The 23,620-nt window shown below is 66.6% G+C and carries 21 protein-coding genes; 14 read left to right on the top strand and 7 right to left on the bottom strand.

Annotated elements, in window-relative coordinates; all coding sequences use genetic code 11:
- Nucleotides 1-45: 45 nt before the first annotated feature.
- On the bottom strand, nt 46-786 hold the full coding sequence (locus AC2A1N_RS15925; RefSeq protein WP_154351430.1) for a proteasome-type protease: 741 nt from the start codon (nt 784-786) through the stop codon (nt 46-48).
- Nucleotides 787-876: 90 nt separating this feature from the next.
- Between AC2A1N_RS15925 and folK the strand changes: the two genes are divergently transcribed.
- The gene (gene folK, locus AC2A1N_RS15920; RefSeq protein ID WP_053498221.1) at nt 877-1,362 is read left to right on the top strand and encodes a 2-amino-4-hydroxy-6-hydroxymethyldihydropteridine diphosphokinase; all 486 of its coding nucleotides are present in this window, start codon (nt 877-879) and stop codon (nt 1,360-1,362) included.
- A 60-nt stretch (nt 1,363-1,422) separates the two neighbouring features.
- On the opposite strand, the gene AC2A1N_RS15915 is transcribed toward folK, so the two are convergent.
- Nucleotides 1,423-2,160: a pteridine reductase gene (locus AC2A1N_RS15915; RefSeq protein WP_005419347.1), complete on the bottom strand. Its 738-nt coding sequence runs from the start codon at nt 2,158-2,160 to the stop codon at nt 1,423-1,425.
- 59 nt (nt 2,161-2,219) lie between these two features.
- Here AC2A1N_RS15915 and AC2A1N_RS15910 point away from each other — a divergent pair, with 59 nt between their 5' ends.
- Together AC2A1N_RS15910 and AC2A1N_RS15905 are read left to right on the top strand one after the other, a co-directional pair.
- Nucleotides 2,220-3,404 carry a class I SAM-dependent methyltransferase gene (locus AC2A1N_RS15910; protein ID WP_061479676.1) on the top strand — a complete coding sequence of 395 codons (1,185 nt, stop codon included), beginning with the start codon at nt 2,220-2,222 and terminating at the stop codon, nt 3,402-3,404.
- Nucleotides 3,401-3,793, top strand: coding sequence for a VanZ family protein (locus tag AC2A1N_RS15905; protein WP_061479675.1), 393 nt, complete (start codon nt 3,401-3,403; stop codon nt 3,791-3,793). Before AC2A1N_RS15910 ends, AC2A1N_RS15905 begins: the two co-directional genes overlap by 4 nt.
- 118 nt (nt 3,794-3,911) lie before the next feature.
- On the opposite strand, the gene AC2A1N_RS15900 is transcribed toward AC2A1N_RS15905, so the two are convergent.
- The 3 genes from AC2A1N_RS15900 to AC2A1N_RS15890 form a co-directional block, all read right to left on the bottom strand.
- Entirely contained in the window at nt 3,912-6,269 is a 2,358-nt protein-coding gene (locus AC2A1N_RS15900) for a family 20 glycosylhydrolase (protein WP_134968137.1), read from the bottom strand.
- 111 nt (nt 6,270-6,380) lie between these two features.
- The gene (locus tag AC2A1N_RS15895) at nt 6,381-9,044 is read right to left on the bottom strand and encodes a TonB-dependent receptor (RefSeq protein WP_484372841.1); all 2,664 of its coding nucleotides are present in this window, start codon (nt 9,042-9,044) and stop codon (nt 6,381-6,383) included.
- 143 nt (nt 9,045-9,187) lie between these two features.
- Nucleotides 9,188-10,204 carry a glucokinase family protein gene (locus tag AC2A1N_RS15890; protein WP_065178048.1) on the bottom strand — a complete coding sequence of 339 codons (1,017 nt, stop codon included), beginning with the start codon at nt 10,202-10,204 and terminating at the stop codon, nt 9,188-9,190.
- A gap of 375 nt (nt 10,205-10,579) precedes the next feature.
- On the opposite strand from AC2A1N_RS15890, the gene AC2A1N_RS15885 reads away from it, so the two are divergent.
- The 6 genes from AC2A1N_RS15885 to AC2A1N_RS15860 all read left to right on the top strand — a co-directional run bounded on the left by AC2A1N_RS15885 (nt 10,580) and on the right by AC2A1N_RS15860 (nt 19,519).
- Nucleotides 10,580-11,872 carry a sugar MFS transporter gene (locus AC2A1N_RS15885; RefSeq protein WP_484372839.1) on the top strand — a complete coding sequence of 431 codons (1,293 nt, stop codon included), beginning with the start codon at nt 10,580-10,582 and terminating at the stop codon, nt 11,870-11,872.
- Nucleotides 11,873-11,911: 39 nt separating this feature from the next.
- Nucleotides 11,912-12,979: a LacI family DNA-binding transcriptional regulator gene (locus AC2A1N_RS15880; protein WP_005411045.1), complete on the top strand. Its 1,068-nt coding sequence runs from the start codon at nt 11,912-11,914 to the stop codon at nt 12,977-12,979.
- Between the two features lie 7 nt (nt 12,980-12,986).
- Nucleotides 12,987-14,015 (top strand): SIS domain-containing protein, encoded by a 1,029-nt coding sequence (locus tag AC2A1N_RS15875; protein ID WP_180867711.1) that lies wholly within the window; start codon nt 12,987-12,989, stop codon nt 14,013-14,015.
- Nucleotides 14,015-15,163 (top strand): N-acetylglucosamine-6-phosphate deacetylase, encoded by a 1,149-nt coding sequence (gene nagA, locus AC2A1N_RS15870; protein ID WP_484372836.1) that lies wholly within the window; start codon nt 14,015-14,017, stop codon nt 15,161-15,163. Before AC2A1N_RS15875 ends, nagA begins: the two co-directional genes overlap by 1 nt.
- On the top strand, nt 15,163-16,230 hold the full coding sequence (locus AC2A1N_RS15865) for an acyltransferase family protein (RefSeq protein WP_065178052.1): 1,068 nt from the start codon (nt 15,163-15,165) through the stop codon (nt 16,228-16,230). The genes nagA and AC2A1N_RS15865 overlap by 1 nt, the downstream gene beginning before the upstream one ends.
- Nucleotides 16,231-16,492: 262 nt before the next feature.
- A complete protein-coding gene (locus AC2A1N_RS15860) occupies nt 16,493-19,519 on the top strand; it encodes an autotransporter family protein (RefSeq protein WP_242891294.1) in 3,027 nt (1,008 codons plus the stop codon).
- 92 nt (nt 19,520-19,611) lie between these two features.
- Here AC2A1N_RS15860 and AC2A1N_RS15855 read toward each other — a convergent pair whose 3' ends face one another.
- Nucleotides 19,612-19,950: a hypothetical protein gene (locus AC2A1N_RS15855; RefSeq protein WP_021204665.1), complete on the bottom strand. Its 339-nt coding sequence runs from the start codon at nt 19,948-19,950 to the stop codon at nt 19,612-19,614.
- 54 nt (nt 19,951-20,004) lie between these two features.
- Complete coding sequence (locus tag AC2A1N_RS15850; RefSeq protein ID WP_242891296.1) at nt 20,005-20,451, bottom strand: hypothetical protein; 447 nt, start codon at nt 20,449-20,451, stop codon at nt 20,005-20,007.
- Nucleotides 20,452-20,866: 415 nt separating this feature from the next.
- Here AC2A1N_RS15850 and AC2A1N_RS15845 point away from each other — a divergent pair, with 415 nt between their 5' ends.
- The 5 genes from AC2A1N_RS15845 to AC2A1N_RS15825 all read left to right on the top strand — a co-directional run bounded on the left by AC2A1N_RS15845 (nt 20,867) and on the right by AC2A1N_RS15825 (nt 23,466).
- Nucleotides 20,867-21,910 carry a S41 family peptidase gene (locus AC2A1N_RS15845; protein ID WP_242891298.1) on the top strand — a complete coding sequence of 348 codons (1,044 nt, stop codon included), beginning with the start codon at nt 20,867-20,869 and terminating at the stop codon, nt 21,908-21,910.
- Nucleotides 21,907-22,245, top strand: coding sequence for a hypothetical protein (locus AC2A1N_RS15840; protein ID WP_061479619.1), 339 nt, complete (start codon nt 21,907-21,909; stop codon nt 22,243-22,245). The genes AC2A1N_RS15845 and AC2A1N_RS15840 overlap by 4 nt, the downstream gene beginning before the upstream one ends.
- 49 nt (nt 22,246-22,294) lie before the next feature.
- A complete protein-coding gene (locus AC2A1N_RS15835; RefSeq protein ID WP_242891301.1) occupies nt 22,295-22,597 on the top strand; it encodes a type II toxin-antitoxin system HigB family toxin in 303 nt (100 codons plus the stop codon).
- On the top strand, nt 22,594-22,953 hold the full coding sequence (locus AC2A1N_RS15830; protein ID WP_061479618.1) for a helix-turn-helix domain-containing protein: 360 nt from the start codon (nt 22,594-22,596) through the stop codon (nt 22,951-22,953). The genes AC2A1N_RS15835 and AC2A1N_RS15830 overlap by 4 nt, the downstream gene beginning before the upstream one ends.
- 78 nt (nt 22,954-23,031) lie before the next feature.
- On the top strand, nt 23,032-23,466 hold the full coding sequence (locus AC2A1N_RS15825) for an SseB family protein (RefSeq protein ID WP_242891303.1): 435 nt from the start codon (nt 23,032-23,034) through the stop codon (nt 23,464-23,466).
- Nucleotides 23,467-23,620 lie beyond the last annotated feature (154 nt).

Below are 23,620 nucleotides of genomic sequence, written 5' to 3'. Positions count from 1 at the left end.
CGCCTTCGGTAGCGCCGGGCCATGCCCGGCGGCAGGTCAGGTCGATCAATCCACGGTTTCCCAGGGGAACCGCGGCAGCGCGTCCACCGCCTGTTCCAGCCGCCGCGACCAGTTCTGGTGGATGTCGGCATACAGCGTGGAATCCGCGCCCAGCCGCAGCTGCTGGCCGATGCGCAGTTCACCGTCGCGCAGCAGCGCCAGATCGATCGGCAGGCCCACCGACAGATTGGAGCGGATGGTGGAATCGAGCGACACGATCGCCGTACGCGCTGCATCCTCCAGGCGCGTGGCGGGGCTGAGGATACGGTCGAGGATCGGCTTGCCGTACTTGGATTCACCGATCTGCAGGTAGGGCGTCTCCGGCGAGGCGGCTATGGCGTTGCCGAGCGGGTAGATCATGTACAGCCCGGGCCGCTCGCCGGCGATTTGGCCGCCGAAGATCAGCGTGGCCTGGGTGTTGACCCCGTCATGGCCGTGTTCGCTGTGGCTGCTGTGCACCTGGCTGTCCACCAGCAGCTGCCCCACATACGCGGCGGCTTCGAACAGGTGGGTCATGTCGCGCAGGTTGGGCACGCGCCGCTCTGCGGCATCGCGGCCCAGGCGCGACACCAGCAGCTGGGTGGTGGCCAGGTTGCCAGCCGCCATCAGCACGTAGGCTGCCTGGCCGGGATATTCGAACACGTGCAGCTTGCGATGCACGCGTACATCGTCCAGCGAGGCATTGGTCCGGGTGTCGGCAGCGAAGACCAGGCCCTCGTCCACCTCGATTCCAACGCAATAGGTCATGTCGGTGCCCTATCATGTGCGTCCCGGATTGTAGGCAGGCCGCCGTGACGACGGCATGTCCACGCCCCCCATCGCTGCCACCTGAACCGCATGACGACCGTGCTCCTGAGCCTGGGCAGCAATGTCCAGCCCCGCCGCTACCTCCACGCCGCGGTGGCGGCCCTGCGCGAGCGCTTCGGCGCGCTGCAGGTCTCGCCGGCCTACCGTACCGCCGCGGTCGGCTTCGACGGCCCGGCCTTCCTCAACAACGCGGTGGCGATCGAGACGGACTTGCCGCTGCAGGAACTGGACGACTGGCTGCATGCGCTGGAGGACGCGCACGGCCGCGACCGTAGTGGGCCGCGCTTCTCCGACCGGACCCTGGATATCGACGTGGTGTTCTACGGCGACCTGGTGGTGGAAGGTCCCGGCCACCTGCGCATTCCCCGTCCCGAACTGAAGCATGCCTTCGTGCTGAAGCCGCTGGCCGATATCGCGCCCGACTTCATCGATCCGGTCAGCGGGCTGGACCTGGCGACGCTGTGGCGCGCGCACGCGCAGTTTGGCGAGGCGTTCGAGGTGGTTGACCTGGATTGATGGAGGTTGCCGGCCAGCGGCCGGCATGACCGGTAGCGCCGGCCGCTGGCCGGCAACCTCTCAGCTGACCGTGCGCCCGCCATCCACGCGCAGCGTGTGGCCGGTGACGAAGCTGGCTTCGGCCACCAGCCAGTACACCGCTTCGGCGATCTCCTCGACCGTACCGATCCGCGCCAAAGGCGTGCGCGCCAGCAGGGCCTCGCGGGCGAAATCGTCCTTGCCCTGTTCCGGCCAGAGGATCGCGCCGGGCGCCACCGCATTGACCCGCACCTTCGGCGCCAGCTCCAGCGCCAGCGAACGGGTGGCCATCTCCAGCGCGGCCTTGGCCATCGTGTAGGCGATGTGGTCGCGCATCGGGTCGGTGCCGTGCAGGTCGGTCAGGTTGACGATGCAGCCCTGCTGGCGGCGCAGGTAGGGCGCGGCCGCCTGTGACAACAGCAGTGGCGCGCGCGCATTGACCGCATACAGCTCGTCCATCGCCTCGGCGGTGACCTGGCCGAGCGGGGTGGCATAGAAGTTGGAGGCGTTGTTGACCAGCGCGTCCAGGCGGCCGAAGTGGGTAACGGCCTGTTCCACCAGGTCGGGCAGGGCGTCGGCGTCACGCAGGTCGGCCTGCAGCGCAAGCACGCTTCCGGGCCGCACGTTGTCGAAATCGAACGCGGCCTGCTGCAGTTCGGCGCTGGAGGTGTTGGCATGCAGTACCACCGACCAGCCACAGGCGTGGAACTGGCGGGCGATGGCCGCACCGATCCGGCGCGCGCTGCCGGTGATCAGGACCACGGGGTGGGTATCGCTCATCGAGGGTCCTCCAAGGCTCGGCTATCCTGTGCACCATTGTCACCGCATTCGAAGACGCCATGCAGCCCACCTTCCCCCTGCCCGAAGCCGATGCCCTGGCCCACAGCGACCAGCTGGCGGCCGCCCTGCGCGCCGAAATCCTTGCGCAGGGCGGGGCGATGCCGTTCTCGCGCTTCATGGAGCTGTGCCTGTACACCCCCGGCTGGGGCTACTACAGCGCCGGCGCCAGCAAGTTCGGTGGCAGCGGCGACTTCACCACCGCACCCGAGCTCGGCAGCCTGTTCGCCGGCAGCGTGGCCAATGCGCTGGCGCCAGTGTTCGCCCAGCTGGGCGCGCAGGCCCGCATGCTGGAACTGGGCGGCGGTACCGGCGCCTTCGCCGAGGCCGTGCTGCTGCGCCTGGCCGAACTGGACGCGCTGCCATCGCGCTACGCCATCCTCGAACCCAGCGCCGACCTGCGCGAGCGCCAGCAGCAGCGCCTGCAGCAGAACCTGCCGGCCGAGTTGGCCGCGCGCGTGGACTGGATCGACCGCCCGTTCGAGGAGGACTGGGAGGGCGTGGTGTTCGCCAACGAGGTGATCGACGCGCTGCCGACCCCGCGTTTCCTGATCCGGGACGGCGAGGTCTATGAGGAAACCGTCGAGCTTGATGGCGAAGGCAACTTCATCCGTGGCGCGCAGCCGGCTGACATCCTGCTCAACGGTGCGGTGCGCCACATCGAGCGCTACCTGGAAAAGCCCTTTGCCGACGGTTACCGCTCCGAGGTGCTGCCGCAGCTGCCGTACTGGCTGCAGGCAGTGGCTGGCGGCCTGCAGCGTGGTGCGATGCTGTTTGTCGATTACGGTTACAGCCGCAGCGAGTTCTACCAGCACGACCGCGACGATGGCACAGTCCGCGCGTTCTACCGCCACCACGTGCACAACGACGTGCATCGTTGGCCCGGCCTGCAGGACATCACCGCGTCGGTGGATTTCACCGCGATGGCCGAGGCGGGCATGCACGGTGGTTTCGAATTGGCGGGGTACTGCAGCCAGGCCAGTTTCCTGCTCGGCAACGGCCTGGACCAGGTGCTGCTGCTGGCCGAAGAGCGTACGGATGAGGTCGGCCGTATCCAGCTGCGTGACCAGGTGAAGAAGCTGACCCTGCCGACCGAGATGGGCGAGCGCTTCCAGGCCATCGGCCTGCAGCGCGGCGTCGACTTCGAGCCGGCGTTCGAACTGGGCGACCTGAGCTGGCGCCTGTGAGCAGTGCGTTGCCGCTGATCAAGCCGCTGCGGCGGCCGCGGCTGTGGACTGTGCTGTGGGTGCTGGCGGTACTGCTGGTGGTCGTGGTCTGCCTGATCCCACCGCCGCCGATTCCACTGCCGGAAAACAGCGACAAGGGCGAGCACTTCCTCGCCTACTTCATCCTGGCCGGCAGCGCGGTGCAGCTGTTCCGGCCGGGGCGCCCGCTGCTGTGGGTGGGCGTGGGGCTGGTGCTGATGGGCGTCGGCATCGAGTTCGCGCAGGGCGCGCTGACCAGCAACCGCACTGCCGACCCGATGGACGCCATTGCCAACACGATCGGCGTGCTGGCCGGCATGGCCACGGCACTGACCCCGTTGCGCGATCTGCTGGTGCGCTGGCGGGGCTGAGGTCCCTGTAGAGCCGAGCCCGTGCTCGGCTTCCTCCCGAAAGGCAGCCGAGCATGGGCTCGGCTCTACAGTAGATCCACGCCATGCGTGGATGGATTGCGCCAGGACAGGCTTGCGGTTACTTCTTCAGCGTGACCTCATCCAGCACCCACATCGCCGGGCGCGTATCGCCGGTGAAGTTGATGCACAGGTCACCCGTGCCCTGCGTGCCCTTCGGCAGCGCCGCACGCAGGGTCACGAAGCCATCGGCATCGGGCGTGGCCGGCAGCGGTACTTCAGCCAGCACCTTGCCGCTGCAATCGCCGTGACGCACCTGCATTTCGCCATGCGCGCGCCTCGCTTTTTCGAAGCGACGCTTGGGTTCATCGTGGGCCAGCTGGAAGTAGTACGGAATGCGGCCCGCGCGGACCTCCACGCTGCCGATGCCGTCCAGCTGCGCCTGCGGCCAGCGCCAGCACGGCTGGAAGATGTCGACGTTGAACACCGCACGCGTTCCCTCGCGCGGGCCGTCGTCTTCCAGGCGCAGCACCAGCCCCTTCTTGCCCACGCAGCTGAGCAGCGCATCGCTGCGGCGGCTGAGCAGCGACTGCGCGGTGAACGTGGCGATGGTCGGCTTCGCGGCCAGCATCTGGCCCTGGTAGAACGCAGCGGCCTGCACGGTGGTCGGCAGCGTCGCGGTCAGCGGCTGCTGGTACAACGGCGACTGCGCGGTCACCGGCTGGCCATGGGTGCTGTAGCGCACTTCATAACCCAGCGGGTTGGCCAGCGATAGGGTCACGGAGTTTTTCGCGCGATCATCGGTGTAGTCCACGCCCACTTCGAACGGGGTCTGCGCGTAGGCCAGGCCCCAGGCACGGTAGCGCTGCAGCTGCGCGGGCAGGCGCGCGAGGAAATCGCGGAAGTCGCGATGTTCCGGCGTACTCCAGCCGGTCTCGGCCACGGCGGCCAGGCGCGGGAACAGGTTGTGCTGCAGGCGCGCGTAGGTGCGCGTGTGCTCGGTAAACATGTTGGCCTGCAGGCCGAGAATGTGCTGGCGCTTGTCGGCCGCCAGCTCGGCCGGCACCGGCTCGAAGTTGTACAGCTTGCCCAGGTTGACCTGGGCCGGGCGACCGGGTGGTTCATTCGGCGAGGCGGTCTGCAGGTAATCCAGGTACAGGTACCCCACCGGCGACATGACCACGTCATGGCCGGCACTGGCTGCAGCCAGCCCACCTTCGGTGCCCTGCCACGACATCACCGTGGCCTGCGGTGGTAGGCCGCCTTCGAGGATTTCGTCCCAGCCGATCAGGCGCCGGTCGTGCTGCTCCAGGAAGGTTTCCAGGCGCTTGATGATGTGGCTCTGCATGGCCATTTCATCCTTGATGCCCAGCGCACGCATGCGCTGCTGCACCTGTTTCGAGGCTTCCCACTGGTCCTTGACCGCCTCGTCGCCGCCCACGTGCACGTACTTCGCAGGGAACAGCGCGATCACTTCTTCCAGTACGTTCTCGAGGAAGGTGACGGTGCTGTCTTCCACGTTGAACAGGTTCGGGAACACGCCCCATTCGCTGATCGGCTTCAGCGGGGTGTTGATCGAACCCAGTTCCGGGTACGCGGCAATCGCCGCGGTGGCATGGCCGGGCACGTCGATTTCCGGAATCACCTGGATATGCAGCCTGGCGGCATAGGCGATCACTTCGCGGATCTGCTCCTGCGTGTAGAAGCCGCAGTACGGATGCTCCTTGCCACTGGCCGGATCGATGCCACCGTCGCCGGCCGGCAGGCGGCAGCTGCCCACCTCGGTCAGCTTCGGGTAGCGCTTGATCTCCATGCGCCAGCCCTGGTCATCGGTGAGGTGCCAATGGAAGGTATTGAGCTTGTGCGCGGCCATCGCGTCGAGCACATGCTTGATCTCGTCCAGGCTCTGGAAATGCCGCGCCGAGTCGAGCATGAAACCGCGCCAGCCGAAGCGCGGCGCGTCCTGGATCTGCACCGCCGGCAGCACGCCGTTGCTGCCACCCGTGGCCAGCTGGGCAAGCGTGGTTGCGCCGTAGAACAGGCCGGTTTCGTTGCCGGCCTGCACCAGCACGCCCTGCGCGGTGCTTTCCAGCGTGTAGCTCTCACCACTGTCGCGGAAGGTCGGGATGATCTGGAAGCGGATGCTGCCCGACGTGCCTGCCGCCTTGCCCTGGGCCGGCGTAAGGCGCGGACCGCCGCTGCGGGCCAGCAGGTCGGCGAACTGGGTGGCGACCCGTTGCGCGGCTTCGCCTTCGGCCTGCAGCGCGGTATCGGCGCGTACGGTGATGCCGCTACCCTGGCCGTGCTGCACGGTAGCGGGCGCGGGAATCAGCATCAGGCTGCCGGCGCGCAGCTGCGGGCCCGGTGCTTCAGCGGCCGGCGTGGGATCGGCGGCGAGCGCGGGTAGCGCCGGCAGCAGGGCGAGCAGGCTGCCCAGCAGTACTGCGCTGCGCATCTGGGCGCGGGAAGGCTTGACCATCGGAACGACTCCTTGGAACGGTGCGATGAACGCTATACATGAAAAACGCCGGGCCCGGAATGACCCAGGCCCGGCGTGCGTGCACGACTCGGCGATGTTGCTGCCGCTGGATCAGTACTTGAAGCGGAAGTTGAGGTAGTACTGGCGGCCGTTGCTGTAGAACGAGGTCGGGATGGCCGCGGTCTGGTAGTACTTGTAGGTCGGGTTGTTGAGGTTCAGGCCATCCAGGCTGATGCTCAGCCAGTCGGTGGCCTTGTAGCTCAGCGATGCCGACAGCGTGCCGAAATCATCCTGGTAGTACGGGTTGGTGCCCGACAGGCTGATCAGGAACGAGGAACGGCGGGTGTAGCTGACCCGGGCGCCAAAGCGCTCGTTCTCGAAGTAGGCACCCACGTTGTAGGTGTTCTTCGAAGTACCCAGCAGGTTGTGCGAACCATCCGACCAGGTGTGCGAGGTGGTGCCGTTGGCGTAGGTGTAGTTGGCATTGATGCCGAAGTACTCGCCGATCGGCTGCTCGTAGGCCACTTCCACGCCGGTGACCTTGCCGTCGGCATTGATCGGGGTGGAGATCTGGTAGGTCTCGAGCTGGTTGGTCAGTTCGCTGTACAGCTGGCGCGAGACCACGTCGAAGGCGATGTAGTCCTTCAGCTTCATGTGGTACGCGCCCACCGACAGCAATCCGCGCGGCATGAAGTACCACTCCAGGTTGGCATCCAGGTTGGTCGACAGGGTCGGCTTGAGGTTCGGATTGCCGCCGCCGCCGGTGCGGTTCAGGTCAGAGCCGTACGAGGACGCGCCCAGTGCCGAGTAGTCCGGCAGGGTCTGGGTCTGCGAGGCGGCGACACGCAGCACCAGCGAGTCGTCCAGGTCGAACTTGATGTTGGCGCTGGGCAGGACACGGTTGCGCTTGTTCTGGAAGGCCAGGCGCTCCCACATGCCGAACAGGCTGCTGACATCGGCGTCGGCGGCCTTGCTGACGGCGTTGTAGGTGTCGATGTCCTGCTTGATGTTGACGTAGCGCAGGCCGACGTTGCCGCTCCACCAGTCGCCGCGGAAATTGGCCTGCACGTAGCCGGCGAAGTTCTTTTCCTTCACCTTCCACTCGGCGCCATAGTTGTGGCGACCGGTCGGGCCATCATTGCCGGCCAGCCAGGTGGAGTTGTTGGTCACCGCATCCTTCAGCGCGCCCGGGGTGAAGTACCACAGGTTGCGCGGGAAGGTGCCGCCGATGTCACCGGCAAAGCCGCTGGGATAGTTGGCCGTGGCACCGTTCTTCAGCGCGCTCCAGATGTCACCCGGAGTTGCACCTTCCGGCGACAGCGCTTCGCGCTTGTGGTCGGCGAAACGCAGGCCGAAGTCGATCGAGCTCAGTACGCCGCCATCATTGAAGTACTGGTTGAAGTCGAGCGTGGCCCACTTCTCCTTGTCTTCAGCGGTGACCTGCTGGTTGCCCCAGGTGCCGAAGCTGGTCGCGCCGTTGGGCGAGAGGTCGCCGCCGACGTTCCAGTCGATCGGCGAGCCATTGCCGTGGGTGGCCCAGCTGGCGCCGCCGCCGTTGGCCAGGGTGACCTCGGCGATGTACTGGCGCGGCGTCTCGCCGGTGCCCTTGGTGCTGCCGGCCTGGAACGTGGCGGTCAGGCTGTCGCTGATCTGCCAGTCGGCATCGAAGGTGACATAGCTCGACTTGGCCTTCGACTCGCGGTAGATCATGTCGTACACCGCATAGTCGGTGCCGGGCACGCCCCTGTAGGTGGCGTTGGTCAGCACGCCGTCCTTGACCACATAGCCCGGATCCGGCGCCTGCGACTTGGCGAAGCTGTTGCCGAACATCATGAAGTTGCGGTTGTAGTTGTTGGCCTTCAGCTCGGAGCTGAAACCATTCAGGCCCAGGGTGAGGCTGTCGCTCGGCTTGAACTGCAGCGAGACCAGGCCGCCCTTGCGTTCGCGGGTCTGTTCGAACAGGGTCGAACCCAGCAGGCCCGGCACGTTGACGCCGATCAGGTCCGGATTGGTCCTGGCGACCGGGTCGCCGGCGCCGATCTTGAAGAAGCCGCCCGGGATTTCCTGCGCTTCACGGCGCAGTTCGCGCTTCTGGCTGAAGCCCTGCACCATCACGCCGAAGGTGCCTTCGTCGTTCTTGTAATTGAACAATGCCGAGTACTGCGGATCGGTCGATTTGGCCAGGTCCGAACGCACCGCACCGATGGAGCCTTCCGCGGTGAACGGCTTGGAGAATTCCAGCGGCTTGCGGGTGATGATGTTGACGGTACCGGTGGTGCCGCCGTCCTGCAGCTTGGCCTGCGAGGACTTGTTCACTTCCACCGAGCTGACCAGTTCCGACGGCAGCAGCGAGTAGCTGACGCTGCGGCCGACGTTGTTGCCCTGGCTGAGCACGAACCAGTCGGCGGAGCCGACGGTGTGGCCGTTGATCAGGGTCTGGGTCAGGCTCGGGCTGGTGCCGCGCAGGCTGACACGGTCGGCTTCATCGAAGCCACCTTCATCGGCGCTGGACGAGCTGATGTTGACGCCCGGCAGGCGCTGCAGGGTATCGGCAACGTTGTGCGCGGGCAGCTTGCCCACGTCTTCGGCGGTGACCACTTCCACGCGCGCATTGGCTTCGCGCTTGGTGTCCAGCGACTTTTCCATCGAGCCACGGATGCCGGTAACGGTCACGGTGTCCAGATCGGTGGCGGTCGGGGCCGCCTGCTGCGCGTGCGCACTGAAGGCGATGCAGCTGACGATGGCGGCCGAAAGCAGGGTCTTGCGGGTGTTCATGATGTCTCTCCTCATCACTCGATTGGGTGCCGGCGGCGGTGTTCGGTTACGGTTGCGATGACATGCGCGGGGCGGCGGCGAAGTCCCGTGCGTTGGCGTGCCACGTACTGCGTGCTGCGATTGCGTTGAAGCCTGTTGCGGTGTCAGGCGGCCGACTGCTGCAGGTACCAGCTGGCAGCGCCGACCACGCCCAACTGGCCGTGTTCGACGACCTTCACCGGGATGCGTGCCAGCGCTTCGCCCATCGGCCCCTTCTGCAGGTAGCGTTCGACGAAGGTGCTGGCATGCAGGTATTCGCGGATCTGCGGCAGGATGCCGCCGGCCAGGTAGACGCCACCGTGGGCGCCGTAGAACAGCGCCATGTCGCCGATGGTGCTGCCGAGCAGGCCACAGAACACGTCCAGCGCCTGGCGCGCATGTGCATCGGTATCGGCCATGGCGGCGGCGGTGACTGCATCGGGGCTTGCCAAGGTCGGCGCCTGCCCTTGCAGTGCACACACCGCACGGTACAGGTTCATCAGGCCGGGGCCGGAGATCGCATGCTCGATCGACACGTGCGCGCGGTCGCGCTGCATGTAGCGGACGATGGCCATTTCCAGTTCGGTGCTGGCCGCCAGGGTCGGCTGGCCGGCTTCGGTGGGCAGCACCACCGGGCCGTGCGCGGTGGGGATCCACAGCGCGGCGCCCAGACCGGTACCGGGACCGACCACCAGGGTCGGGCCACGTGTGGCAGTTTCCGGTCCACACAGGTGCAGCACGCCGCTGGCGTCCACCTGCGCGGCGGCGTAGGCCACCGCTTCGAAATCGTTGACGATGTAGACCCGCTGCAGGCCGACCTCGGCTTCCACCTGGCGCGCCGACAGCGGCCACGGCAGGTTGGCGGTGATCACCGTGCCGTCTTCGCGGGCATAGCCGGCGCTGGCGACCACGCAATGCGTGGGCCGCGGGCCTTCGCCCAGGAAGTCGGACAGGATCGCGCTGAGGCCGGCATGGTCGGCATTGCGGTACTTGCGGTACTCCAGCACCTGCACCGGATGGGCGGCGTCACCGCTGGCCTGGACCCGGGCCACGCGCACATGGGTGCCACCGACGTCGGCGGCCAGGAACGAGGGCGCGACGCGGGACAGGACATGCGACGGGGCGGGGTGGCTGGCGGTCACGCGGGCTCCTGCTGCAGGTGGGCCGGCCCGGGGATCGGGGGCGGCGATTGGGGCGGAGTCTGTAACCGCGCTGACAACGATGTCAACGAGTTCGTGACACTTTCGTTGCTGCGTCGCAACGAATGCGGCGCGCAGTAAACGTTTACACGGTGTGAGTGCGGGTTTCACATGGGAACCATTGGCGCACGGGGCTCTAGGCCTGCCGCGCATTCAGCGGGGCGTACCGCGGCGGACTTGCGCAGTGCAGCACAAGGTTCAGGCAGGCGTGCATGGAAGTTGACAAACCGCCGTTGTCCATCGAAAGAATGTGACAACGTTGTTCCCAGCCACTCTCCGACGCCGCGTTCTGCGGCCGTCGCCGCAGGAGCCCTCCTGATGTCCGCCGTCCCCGCTGCAAGCGCGCGCCCGAACGTGGCCACCTCCATCGCCATCGTTGGCGTGTTGTTCTTCCTGATCGGCTTCTTCACCTGGCTCAACGGCCCGCTGATCACCTTCGTCAAGTTGGCCTTCGAACTCAGCGAGGTCGGCGCCTTCCTGGTGCTGATGGTGTTCTACCTGTCCTATTTCTTCCTCGCCCTGCCGGCGTCCTGGATCCTGCGCCGCACCGGCATGAAGAAGGGCCTGAGCCTGAGCCTGCTGGTGATGGCCGGTGGTGCCGCGCTGTTCGGTGAATTCGCCACCCAGCGCTGGTACCCGGGCGCGCTCGGCGGCCTGTTCGTGATCGGCAGCGGCCTGGCGCTGCTGCAGACCGCGATCAACCCCTACATCTCCATCCTCGGCCCGATCGAGACGGCGGCACGCCGCATCGCACTGATGGGCGTCTGCAACAAGATCGCCGGCATGCTCGCCCCGGTGCTGATCGGCACCCTGGTGCTGCATGGCATCGGCGACCTGGACAAGCAGGTGCAGGCCGCCGACGCGGTCACCAAGGTTGCGCTGCTCAACGAATTCGCCGCCAAGATCCATGCGCCGTACCTTGCGATGGCCGCGCTGCTGGTGGTGCTGGCGGTGGCCGTGCTGTTCTCGCCTCTGCCGGAGATCAAGTCCTCCGAAGCCAATGCAACGCCGTCAGGGGCACCGGGAACGGCCGAGCGCCGCAGCATCTTCCAGTTCCCGCATCTGTGGCTGGGCGTGCTGTGCCTGTTCGTGTACGTAGGCGTGGAAGTCATGGCCGGTGATGCGATCGGCACCTACGGCCACGGTTTCGGCTTGCCGCTGGACCAGACCAAGATGTTCACCTCGCTGACGCTGGGTGCGATGTTGGCCGGCTACGTGGTCGGCCTGCTGGCGATCCCCGGCCTGGTCTCGCAGTCGCGCTACCTGACCATTTCGGCAGTGATGGGCGTGGTGTTCTGCCTGGGCGCCTGGGCTACGCACGGCTACGTCTCGGTGGCCTTCGTGGCGCTGCTGGGCTTTGCCAACGCCATGATGTGGCCGGCCATCTTCCCGCTGGCGATCCGCGGCCTGGGCCGCTTCACCGAGACCGGCTCGGCCCTGCTGGTGATGGGCATCGCCGGCGGCGCGATCATTCCGCAGCTGTTCGCCGTGCTCAAGCAGCACATCGACTTCCAGCTGGTGTTCGTGCTGCTGATGGTGCCGTGCTACCTGTACATCCTGTTCTACTCGGTGATCGGCCATCGTGCCGGCCTGCCGCAGGACAAGGCCTGATCGGCGATGATGGACGGCAGCCAACCCCAGGGAAAACCCATGCGCAGAGCGACCATCAAGGACGTTGCGGAGAAGGCCAAGGTCTCGCTGAAGACGGTCTCGCGGGTGATCAACAACGAGCCCTCGGTGATGCAGGCCACCCGTGCGCGGGTGCTGCGTGCCATCGCCGAGCTCGACTACGAGCCCGATCCGTCCGCGCGCAACCTGCGCAGCGGCACTACCTTCGTGATCGGGCTGGTCTACGACAACCCGAACCCGTACCACATCATCGGCGTGCAGAACGGCGTGCTGGCCGCGTGCCGCGAGACCGGTTTCGGCCTGCAGATCCATCCCTGTGATTCGAGCTCGCCGTTGCTGGCCGATGAACTGGCCGACTGGGTGCAGCGCTCGCGGCTGGCGGGGCTGGTGCTGACCGCGCCGATGTCCGAGCGCCGCGACCTGATCCAGGCGCTGACCGCGCGTGGCATCAAGCTGGTGCGCATCATCGCCGCCACTGAAGATCCGGCCGACGGCGCCTGCGTGTTCGTCGACGACCGCGAGGCGGCCTACGAGATCACCGAGCACCTGATCCAGCTGGGCCACCAGCGCATCGGCTTCCTCTGGGGCGGCAGCTCGCACCGCTCCTCGGGCGAACGCTACGCCGGTTACGAAGCCGCGCTGAAGGACTACGGCATGACTGTGGACAAGCACCTGGTGGTGCAGGGCGATTACACCTTCGATGATGGTTTCCGTGGGGCGCGCCGCCTGCTGGCGCTGCGCGAACCGCCCACCGCCATCTTCGGTTCCAACGACGAAATCGCTGCCGGCGTGCTGGCCGCCGCCAAGTCGGCCGGCATGAACGTGCCCTACGACCTGTCCATCGCCGGTTTTGAGGACAGCCCGTTCTCGCGCCAGTCGTGGCCGCCGCTGACCACCGCCAAGCAGGCCACCGAGGACATCGCCCGCCATGCCGCGCGCCTGCTGATCGCACAACTGCGCAGCGACGCCTACGACGATGCGCCGGCACCGCTGCACAACCAGGGCTTCGTGCCGCAACTGGTGGTGCGCGGTTCGACCGCGCCGATGCGCCCGGCCGGCGCACGCCCCCTTCCTTCCGATCCTGCCTGAGCCTGCCATGTCGCCGTCAGACCCCACCGCCACCCTGATGTTCGCCGAGGCCGCTGAAGCGGCCGACGTGGTTGCCCGCCAGTTCTCGCGCAACCACGCCACCATGGAAACCCTGGCCGCCAGCCTGCGCGCCGCGCCGCCGCCGTTCGTGGTCACCTGTGCACGCGGCAGCTCCGACCATGCCGCCACCTACGGCAAGTACCTGCTGGAAACCCAACTGGGCCTGGTGGTCGCCTCCGCGTCGCCGTCGGTAGGCTCGGTCTATGCCGCACCGCTGCAGCTGCGCGGTGCGCTGTTCATCGTCATTTCGCAGTCGGGCAAGAGCCCGGACCTGCTGCGCAACGCCGAGGCGGCCAAGGCCGCTGGCGCACGCGTGATCGCGCTGGTCAACGTCGAGGATTCGCCGCTGGCGCAGCTGGCCGACACGGTCATTCCGCTGCATGCCGGTGCCGAAAAGAGCGTGGCGGCAACCAAGAGCTACCTGGCCTCGCTGGCGGCGCTGCTGCAGCTGGCCGCCTACTGGAAGCAGGACAGCAGCCTGCGCAACGCGCTGGACCTGCTGCCGGACGCGATGCGTGAAGCCTGGCAGTGCGACTGGAGCGCGGTGACCGAAGGCCTGGTCGAGGCCACCAACCTGTTCGTGCTCGGCCGTGGCCTGGGCCTGGGTGCGGCGCAGGAAGCGGCGCTGAAGTTCAAGGAAACCTGCAGCCTGCACGCCGAAGCCTACAGCTCGGCCGAAGTGAAGCATGGCCCGATGGCACTGGTCGACCGTGGCTTCCCGGTGCTGGCCTTCGCGCAGCCCGATGAAACGGGTGCCGGCACCCGAGCGGTGGTCGAGGAGTTCACTTCGCGCGGCGCGCAGGTGTGGCTGGCCGGTGCTGGCGGCAACCTGCCGGTGGCGCCCGCGCCACACCCGCTGTGCGCACCGCTGCTGACCGTGCAGAGCTTCTATCGCGCGATCAACGCGCTGGCGCTGCGCCGTGGCTTCAACCCGGACCTGCCGCCGCACCTGAACAAGGTGACGGAGACCGTGTGATGGCAACCGTGCTGCGCAATGCCCGCATCCTGGCAGGCGATGAGTTCCGCGACGATCTGGCCGTGGTGATCGAAAACGGTCGCATCAGCGCGCTGCTGCCCGACGCCGCACCACAGCTGGGTCCCGCTGCCGAGCAGGTAGACCTGGGCGGTGGCTGGCTGCTGCCCGGCTTCATCGACGTGCAGGTCAATGGCGGTGGCGGCGCGTTGTTCAACAACACGCCGGACGTGGCGGCGCTGCGCACCATTGCGCAGGCGCATCGTCGTTTCGGTACCACCGCGATGCTGCCCACGCTGATCAGCGATGACGTGGCGGTGATGCGCCAAGCCATCGGTGCGATGCGCGAGGCGATCGCGCAGGGCGTGCCGGGCGTGATCGGCATCCATCTGGAAGGGCCTTACATCGCGCCGGCGCGCAAGGGTACGCACGATGCCAGCAAGTTCCGCGTGCCGGACGAAGAAGAGATCGCGCTGGCGGCGTCGCTGGACAACGGCGTGACGCTGCTGACGCTGGCGCCGGAGCGCGTGCCACTGGAAACCATCCGTGCGCTGGTCGAACGTGGCGTGATCGTGGCCGCCGGCCATACCGCAGGCACGTACGAAGAGATCCGCGCCGGCCTGGATGCCGGCGTACGCGGCTTCACCCATCTGTACAACGCGATGTCGCCGCTGCAGGGCCGTGAGCCTGGCGCAGTGGGCGCTGCGCTGGAGGACCGCGACAGCTGGATTGGCATCATCGTCGATGGCGTGCATGTGCATCCGGCCAGCCTGCGCGTGGCGCTGGCGGCCAAGCCGCGCGGTCGCCTGCTGCTGGTGACCGATGCGATGCCGCCGGTCGGTGCCGACGATCCCAGCTACGTGCTGTATGGCGAAACCATCACCGCCATCGATGGCGTGGTGCGCAATGCCGCCGGTTCGCTGGCCGGTTCTGCGCTGGACATGGCCACGGCGGTGCGCAACACCGTGCAGCTGCTGGGCCAGCCGCTGGCCGAGGCCGCGCGCATGGCCTCGACCTACCCGGCACAGTTCCTCAACGTCGACGACCGCCTGGGCCACATCGCCGAGGGCTACCAGGCCGACCTGGTGCTGCTGGATGAGGCCCTGCAGGTGCGTGGCACCTGGATTGCAGGTCAGTACGAGGCCGCCTGATGAACAGTACGCCGCCACGCCGTCTGGGCTCGATCGATGCCCTGCGCGGCATCACCGTGGCGGCGATGCTGCTGGTCAACAATCCAGGCGACTGGAGTGCAGTGTTCGCGCCGCTGCGCCATTCGGAATGGCATGGCTGCACGCCCACCGACCTGGTGTTCCCGTTCTTCCTGTTCCTGGTGGGCGTGTCGATGGCCTTCAGCGTGGCACCGCGCGCGTTGGATGCCGCCGCACGCCCGGTGTTGGCGCGCGGCGTGCTGGAGCGCGCACTGCGCATCCTGGTGGCCGGCGTGCTGTTGCATCTGCTGATCTGGTGGGCGCTGCATACGCACCACTTCCGCATCTGGGGCGTGCTGCAACGGATCGCCGTGTGCGCGGCATTGGTGGGCGTGCTGGCGGTGTATGCACGGCCGCGCATGCAGGCCGGCGTGCTTGTTGGATTGCTGGTGGGGTACACGATGCTGCTGCTCGGCATGGGTGACCTGGCGCCGTGGACCAACCCGGCCAGCCGCTTGGACACCACGCTGTTCGCACCGTGGATCTATCAATGGCATGCCGATACCGGCCTCGGCCATGACCCGGAAGGATTGCTGAGCACGCTGGGTGCACTGGCCAGTACCGTGCTCGGCCTGTTGGCCGGTGGCCTGCTGCGCAGCGGGCGTTCGACGGCACTGGCCGGGCTGGGCGTGGCGACCGCCGTGCTGGGCCTGCTGCTGGCCGGGGTGCTGCCGTTGAACAAGCAGCTGTGGACGCCCAGCTACGTGCTGTGGACCGGCGGCCTGGCCGCGCTGGCGCTGTGGCTGGGCCACGTGCTGATCGACCTGAAGGGATGGCCGGCGCTGGGCCGGCGCTTCGGCGTCAATGCGATCACCGCGTATCTGGGGGCCTCGGTGATGTCGGTGGCGTTGATGGCCAGCGGTGCCTGGGGCTGGATCTGGCAGCAGCTGGCCAACGCGATGCCGGGTGCGCTGGAGCTGGCGTCGATGTTGCAGGCACTGGCGTTTGTCGCGCTGTGGTGGGGCGTGGCCTGGTGGCTGGACCGTCGGAAGATCTACTTGAAGATCTGAGCAGTCCCGGGGTCGGACCCCTTTCCGCAGGAAAGGGCCCTGACCCGATCCGCCAACGGCATCCACGCATGTGCGGCTCCCAGCGCCCAGAAAAAATGAACGATTTCAGCCACATCACATTGGCGTGAGGGCCCGGCGATTTCATATCCGAAGTGTGATTTCCCGCACGCAAGTTCACCTATCGAAACGGTTCACATGACGGCAGACTGCACACGCAGCAGCGTGCATCTGCAGTTCCTGATTCCCTGTCCAGGAGGACTGTATGACCCGTGCCGTCCCGCGCGCTTTCCGTCCGCGCCGCCTCACCGTTTCCATGCTTCAGGCACTGGCAGTCCCGTCCATGGTGCTGTTGACCGCCAGCGCCGCCTGGGCCGGCTGCGGCACCGTCGCTCCGGTCGCCGGCCAGACGGTCACCTGCGACGCCAACGCGCCGAATCCGCAGACGGTGCCCATCTCGGCCAGCGGCGAAGCGGGCATCACCGTCAACGTCGCCAGCGGTGCCCAGTTGCAGCAGAGCGGTGGGGCGTCGGCCGTTACCCTGGTCGGTGCAAGTGGTCACTTGTTGACCAACCAGGGCGCGATCAGTTCGGTGGGGGGTGTGGCGGTCCAGCTCGGTGGCGGCAGCCGTGTCGAGAATTCGGGCAGCATCAGCACCGGCAACAACACCGCGCTGCAGTTCGTCGGTGCGGGCGACAGCGTGCTGGTCAACCGCGGAACGATCAGTGGGCGTACCGGCGTACAGTTCGATTCAGGCAACGACCGCCTGGACATGCAGGCCGGCAGCATCAGCGGCGGTGTCCTGCAAGGGGATGGCAACGACGTGCTGTTGCTGGGCAATGGCACCATCGACAGCGTCGACCAGGGCAGTGGCGATGACCAGATGACCGTCACCGGCGGCACCGTCACCGGCCTGGTAGCGCAGGGCAGTGGCCGCGATGATTTCGTCATGAGTGGCGGCACGATCGGCGCGCTGCAGCAGGGCGACAACATCGATACCTTCCGCATGAGCGGTGGTCGCATCATCGGCGCGTTCGAGGATGGCGACCAGGCCTGGATGACCGCTGGCCGCATCGGCCGCGTCAACATGAAGCTGGACAAGAACCTGTGGGACCAGTCCGGCGGCACCGTGGATGGCAACGTGGTGACCGGCTTCGACACCGACACCATCATCATTTCGGGCACGGCCTACATCGGCGGCAACATCAGCGTCAGCGGCGGCAACGACAGCGTGACCATCACCGACGGCACCGTGCGAGGGCAGGTACTGCTCAGCACCGGCGATGACACCTTCAACTGGAACGGCGGTGGCATCGTCTACGGTGCGATCGACATGGGCCCGGACAACGACGTGGCCAACCTCAGCAACCTCAACCAGGGCAACCTGGGTGCGGTGCCGCTGTTCGACGGGGGCAGTGGCATCGACCAGCTCAACCTGAGCAACGTCAAGACCGCAGGCGTGGGCCGCTTCCAGAACTGGGAGGCGATCAGCCTGGCCAACAGCACGGAGCTGAGCTTCGATGGCGACCTGGTGCTGGGCGACAGCGCAACCGGCACCGGTACGCTCACGGTGGACGACACCAGCACCGTCTACGCGGGCAGTGGCGGCCATGCCATCCGCCCGTTCAACAGTGCTGCACTGGTGGAGATGGTCAATGCCGGGCGCATCGACCTGACCGGTACCGGCGCCGGCGACGTGTTCACCGTGCGTGGCAACTACCGCGGTGACGGTGGTGGCCTGTACCTGCGCACCGTGCTGGGCGCGGACAACTCACCCAGCGATCGCTTGGTGATCGATGGCGGTACCGCCACCGGAACCACCGGCATCGGCGTGCTGAATGCCGGTGGCAGCGGCGCGGCCACGCTGGCCGATGGCATCCTGGTGGTGCAGGCCTTGAATGGTGGCCGCACCGCGCCGGGCGCGTTCTCGCTGTTCGCACCGGTCGCGGCCGGTGCCTACGAGTACTTCCTGTTCAAGGGCGGTGTCAGTGCCGGTACCAGCGAGAACTGGTACCTGCGTTCGACGCTGGTGAGCGGCCCGACGCCGGCACCCAACGGTGGTGGCAGTGCCACCCCGCCGCCGCCGACGCCGCCGGTGGCACCACCGCCTCCCATTACCCCGGCGCCGCCACCGCCGCCCGAAGGCGCCACCGATCCGGACCTGACCGCAGGCGAGACCGCACCACCACCACCGCCGCCGGAACCGGCGCCGGTGGCACCGCCCAGCGATCCGGCGGTGCCGGATGTGCCCGTGGCCGGCGGTGCATTGCCCGGTACCGGTGCACCGCCGACGCCGGGTGCACGCCCGGCCGAAGGCGCGGTGGTACCGCTGTACCGCGTGGAAACCGCCGCCTATGCCGTGGTGCCGCCGCTGCTGCGCGAGACCTCGCTGGCCAGCCTCGGTACCTTCCACGAGCGGCAGGGCGAACAGCGCCTGCTGTACAACCAGGGCGCATTCCGCACCGCCTGGGGCCGCCTGGTGGGGCAGAGCAGCGAGATCCATTGGAAGGGCGATGCGCAGCCCGGCTTTGATGGCGATGTAATGGGCCTGCAGGCCGGCCTCGACGTGTGGGCCGCGGCGTCGGACAACCACCGCAACCAGATCGGCGTGTTCGTCGGCCGCACCCGCGCGCAGGGCAAGACCACCGGCCTGGCACTGGGCTGGGAGAACGTACAGGTGGGCCAGAACCGCCTGGACGACAAGCACGTGGGCCTGTACTGGACCTTCACCGACAGCAGCGGTGGCTACATCGACGCCGTGGCGATGCAGAGCCGCTACGACGGCCGCGTGCGTTCCTCGCGCGGGCTCGGCTTCGGCCTGAGCGGCGACGGCACCAGCGTGTCGGTGGAGGCCGGCAAGCCGCTGCTGCACGTCGGGCAGTCCGCATGGTGGCTGGAACCGCAGGTGCAGGTGATCTGGCAGCGCACTTCGCTGGATGACCGTCGCGATGAAGTATCGAGCGTGCGCTTCGACAACGACAACGCCTGGACCGGCCGTGTGGGCCTGCGTTTGGCCGGCGATTACCAGCTGGCCGACAACGGCTGGCAGCCGTATTTCAAGCTGAATTACTGGCATGGTCGTTCCGGCGAGGACCGCGTCGGCTTCGACAACGATACGATCATCAATTCGCAGCGCTCGCGCGCGCTGGAAGCCGGTGTAGGTGTGGTAGGGCGCTTCAACCGCACCATCAGCGCGTACGCGGTGGCCGACTACACGCGCGAGCTGGGCGGTGACCGCAACGAGAAGCGCCGCATCATCGAAGGCAACATCGGCCTGCGCGCGGACTGGTAGCGCGCGGTACGGATGTCATGACTCGTTCCGGTGGGTGTCGACCTTGGTCGACACGTCCTGAAATGCCGTTCGCTTTGGGCGATCGGGAATTGCTATGAATTGATGAATCCGTAGATGAGATTACCTTTCTCGAAATGGACATGAAGAATGGCTTCGCTGGGCTCGCCATCCCCGAGGAGATAGCACTCAACTGCAATGTCACCATCACCATAGTCATACGTGGTCATCAACGGTATCAAGTCGCCTGCTGCGCCGTACGCAGGTAGAGGGATGGAAATGGCGGCACCTTCTAGGAAGTACACCGGCAGAAGCTCGTAGATTTCCAGAATCATGACTGAGGTCAGGCCAAAGTCCTCCTGCAGTGTGCTGCTATCCCGATCTGATATCGCCTGCACGAATTTCCGAAGTAATTCATATCTCTTGTCGTCCATGGCTTGATCTGATGGCTTTCTCATGGGTCGATTTTTCCAGCAGGATTGCAACATCTAGCAGCATTCGTTGGCTCGTATCGGCAGCAGCTCGGGCGCGACCAACGCCCCGGCATGATCGGCCAACACCACCACTGCATGCAGCAGGCCTTCCTCCATCTGCGGCGGACACTGTGCCGCCGCGTCCTCCATCTCGCGCGCCGATTGTGCGGCCAGCAACACACCGCCGCAGGCGGACAATGCGGCAAGACAGCGCGTCGCCTCGGCCAGTTCCCGACCGCGCGCCTCGCTGAGTTGCCGCTCGCGCCACGCCTGGCCGTCGGCTCCGTGGCTGTGAGCGACGCCGTGCAACCGCGCGAAGAATGCGGAGGGCGGCGCCTGTTCGTGGACTTCGGTGAGCGCATCTTCCAACGCTTCGGCTGCGGTAGTGGACAGCTGCAGGCCGGGCAATGCAGCACCGAGCAGTGCATGCAGGCGTGGATAGGTGGGGTAGGGCGTGTTCATGGCAGCAACCTCACAAGGCAAGGCCACCTGCGGGATGCAAGGTGGCGGGCGGTGCGGGTTGGCGTGCCGGTGAAGCTCTTCACGAGGAATGACGCCGGCGGATCCGGGGATCCCCACGCACCGCCCGCCGCAGAACGACGGACGGTGCATTGTTCGGGCCGGCAACGACGTTGCAAGCCCGCTCGTGAAAAGCTTCATTCAGGACGCCAATCCCGGTCAGCGCAGGAAGCGCCGACGGAGGCAACCTTCTCGCGTTCTACGTGGCGATGACATGGGCAAAGTTGCAATTTACTGATCGCGTGCACGCTGTCTTGCTGCAACCCGCGGCGGGGCCAGATACGACAGTTCGCGCATGGCGAAAGCCATCACCTGCGGGCTATGCTGTGCGTCTACCTCAACGACAAGGAAACGTCGCATGCAGGTTCGCAAGGGAGTGCGTCGCATTGGTGCGCTGGTGATCGCGCTGGTGGCTGCCAACGCCATGGCCGATACGCCCAAGGCAATCGAAGTGCCCTCGCCGGAGGCGGAGGCCGAGATCCTCAACCTGCTTGAACGGCAGGCGCTGTATCGCGACCGGGTGGACTGGCCTGGCACCCGCACACGACTGCAATCGGTGCAGGGCGACCCCGTGAAGCGGCTGGCGTTGCTGCGCGAAGCCATTGCGGTCAGCACGGGCAATCATGGCGTATGGACGACGACCCAGCGCCAGAGCGAATCCCTTGCGCGCGCGCAGCAGGTCGCCGCCGCCGCCGTGGAAAGGGCCAAGGCCGCCGATGCGGTGGATGCGCGCATCGGCTGGCTGGTCATCGAGGGCTATGCCTCCACGCCCGGCGCGACGCCACAGGAAGCGTTCCGCCAGAACATCCAGCGCGCCGCGCGGTGGCAGCAGGTCATCCGTAGCAAGGACGACGGCATGCGCTGTGGCTGGATCGTCGACCTGCGTGACAACAGCGGTGGCAACATGTGGCCGATGCTGCTGGGCATGGCACCGCTGCTGCGCACCTCGGTGGTGAACAACGAAGATGTGGGGTCGTTCGAAACCGCACAGGGGCCGGAGCGCTGGACGTTGACCGCGACCGCCGTGCAGCGTGCAGGCAAGTCGGTGCTGGACTTCGGCCAGTCCGGCTATGTGCTGCGGCAGCCCGGCGCGCCGGTGGCAGTGCTGTTCGGACCGCGCACCGGCAGTTCGGGCGAGGCCTCGGCACTGGCGTGGCGTGGCCGCGCGCAGACGCGCAGCTTTGGCCAGCCGACGGCAGGGGTCTCGACTGGCAACAACGTGCGCACACTGGCCGATGGCAGCCGCCTGTTGTTGACCACCACCGTGATGCGCGACCGCAATGATCGTGGTGATGGGTTGAAGATCGAGCCCGACCAGCGCGTCGAGGGGGACGCCGCCACCGTGGCCGCCGCCCAAGCCTGGCTGCTGGCCCAGCCCGCCTGCCAGGGCACCCGGTCATGATCCTGATCGGCCAACAGGAACGGGTGCTGATCGTCGGCCCCACCGAAGCCCACCACTGCCTGCGCTGCCAGACCGAAACCGAATTCGCGCCGCAGCTGCGCTACAAGATGGCGCGCATCGACCTGCTGTTCGGCTTCACCTACCAGCGCCGCTACGAACTGGCCTGTACCCGTTGCGAGCACGGCTGGGTGCTGGATACCGAGACCATGGACCAGCAGCTGGGCGGGGTACCGATCCCGTGGCGGCACCGCTTCGGCCTGCCGTTGATGCTGGTGGTGGTGGCCGGGCTGGCTGCGCTGGGCTGGCTGTGGCGACACGGATACATCGGCCGCTGATGAAGATGAAACGGTTGCTTATGTCCCATACTGGGACTAGGATGTCCGAATGAAAGTGGTTGCTTTGGCGACGCTGAAACGATTCTGGGAACGTCACCCTGATTCGGAAGCAGCGCTGAGGTCCTGGTATGACGAAGTGAGGCACGCCGTCTGGGACACACCGCATGACGTACGCCAACGTTACGCAAGCGCAAGTTTCGTGGCCAATAGTCGTGTGGTGTTCAACATAAAGGGCAACAGCTACCGGATCATCGTCGCTGTGGGTTACAGGTTTCAAGTGGTCTACATCAAGTTCATTGGCACCCACGCCGAGTACGACCGGATCGATGCCGACACTGTGGAGCTTCTATGAACATCCATCCCATCCGTACGGAAAGCGACTACGAAAACGCGCTGCGCGAGATTTCGTTCTATGTCGACAACGAGCCGGAGCTGGGCAGCGAGGATGGCGATCGATTTGAAATTCTCGTAACGCTGGTTGAAGCCTACGAAGCGAAGCACTACCCGATCGAGCCGCCAGATCCTATCGATGCAATCCGCTTCCGCATGGAGCAGGGCGGTCTGACCGTGAAGGATCTGGTGCCCTCCATCGGCCAGCTCAACCGTGTCTATGAAGTGTTGAATCGCAAGCGCGGTCTGACTCTTGAAATGATCCGGAAGCTTCACCGCAACCTGGGCATTCCCGCAGAAAGTCTCATCGGCCGCTGAAGCCCCTGCCGATACGCTGCCGTGCCTCACTCCCGGCCTGTTAAAGTTGCAGCCTGCAACCACGTACCGGAACCGACCATGGACCACGACACCCCGTTCGAACCCCTCAACGACCTCGAGGTGCGCCTGCTGCAGGCCCAGGACGGTACGCTGACCGCAGCGCAGTTTCTCGACGGCCTGCTGACCTCGACGGCGTTCGTGCTGCTGGACAAGGCCATCGGCGAAGATGGCGCCTGGGACGAGAGCATCTCGCCGCTGGTGCTGACCAGCGAGAGCGGTGAGCCGATGTTCGCGGTGTTCACTGCCCCCGAGCGCGCGGGCCTGTGGCACGAGCAGCTGCCGCAGTTCGCGCATGCCATGCCGATCGCGGTGTACGCGCTGCTGGCCGGTATCGGCGACGGCGTCGGCCTGGTGCTGAACCCCGGCCTGGACGTGGGCATGGAGATGATTCCCGATGCCGTGGCCCAGCTGAAGCAGCGTGCGGCGGCGATCACCCGTGGGATGGCGCACTGATCCCGCGATTGTCTGGTTGCCGGCCAGCGGCCGGCACTACCCGTGGTGCCGGACGGCGGCGATGGCTTGTAAGTGCGTCCTGTTCAATGGAGAGGAGCATCGTGGGCAGGCGTTCTAACCGATCGCTGTGGGTCTATGAGATCGGCCTTGTTGC

The organism is Stenotrophomonas maltophilia group sp. SKK55, from assembly GCF_057179845.1.
The sequence above is the reverse complement of the archived record's forward strand: the minus strand, read 5'-3'. Positions and strand labels throughout refer to the sequence as shown.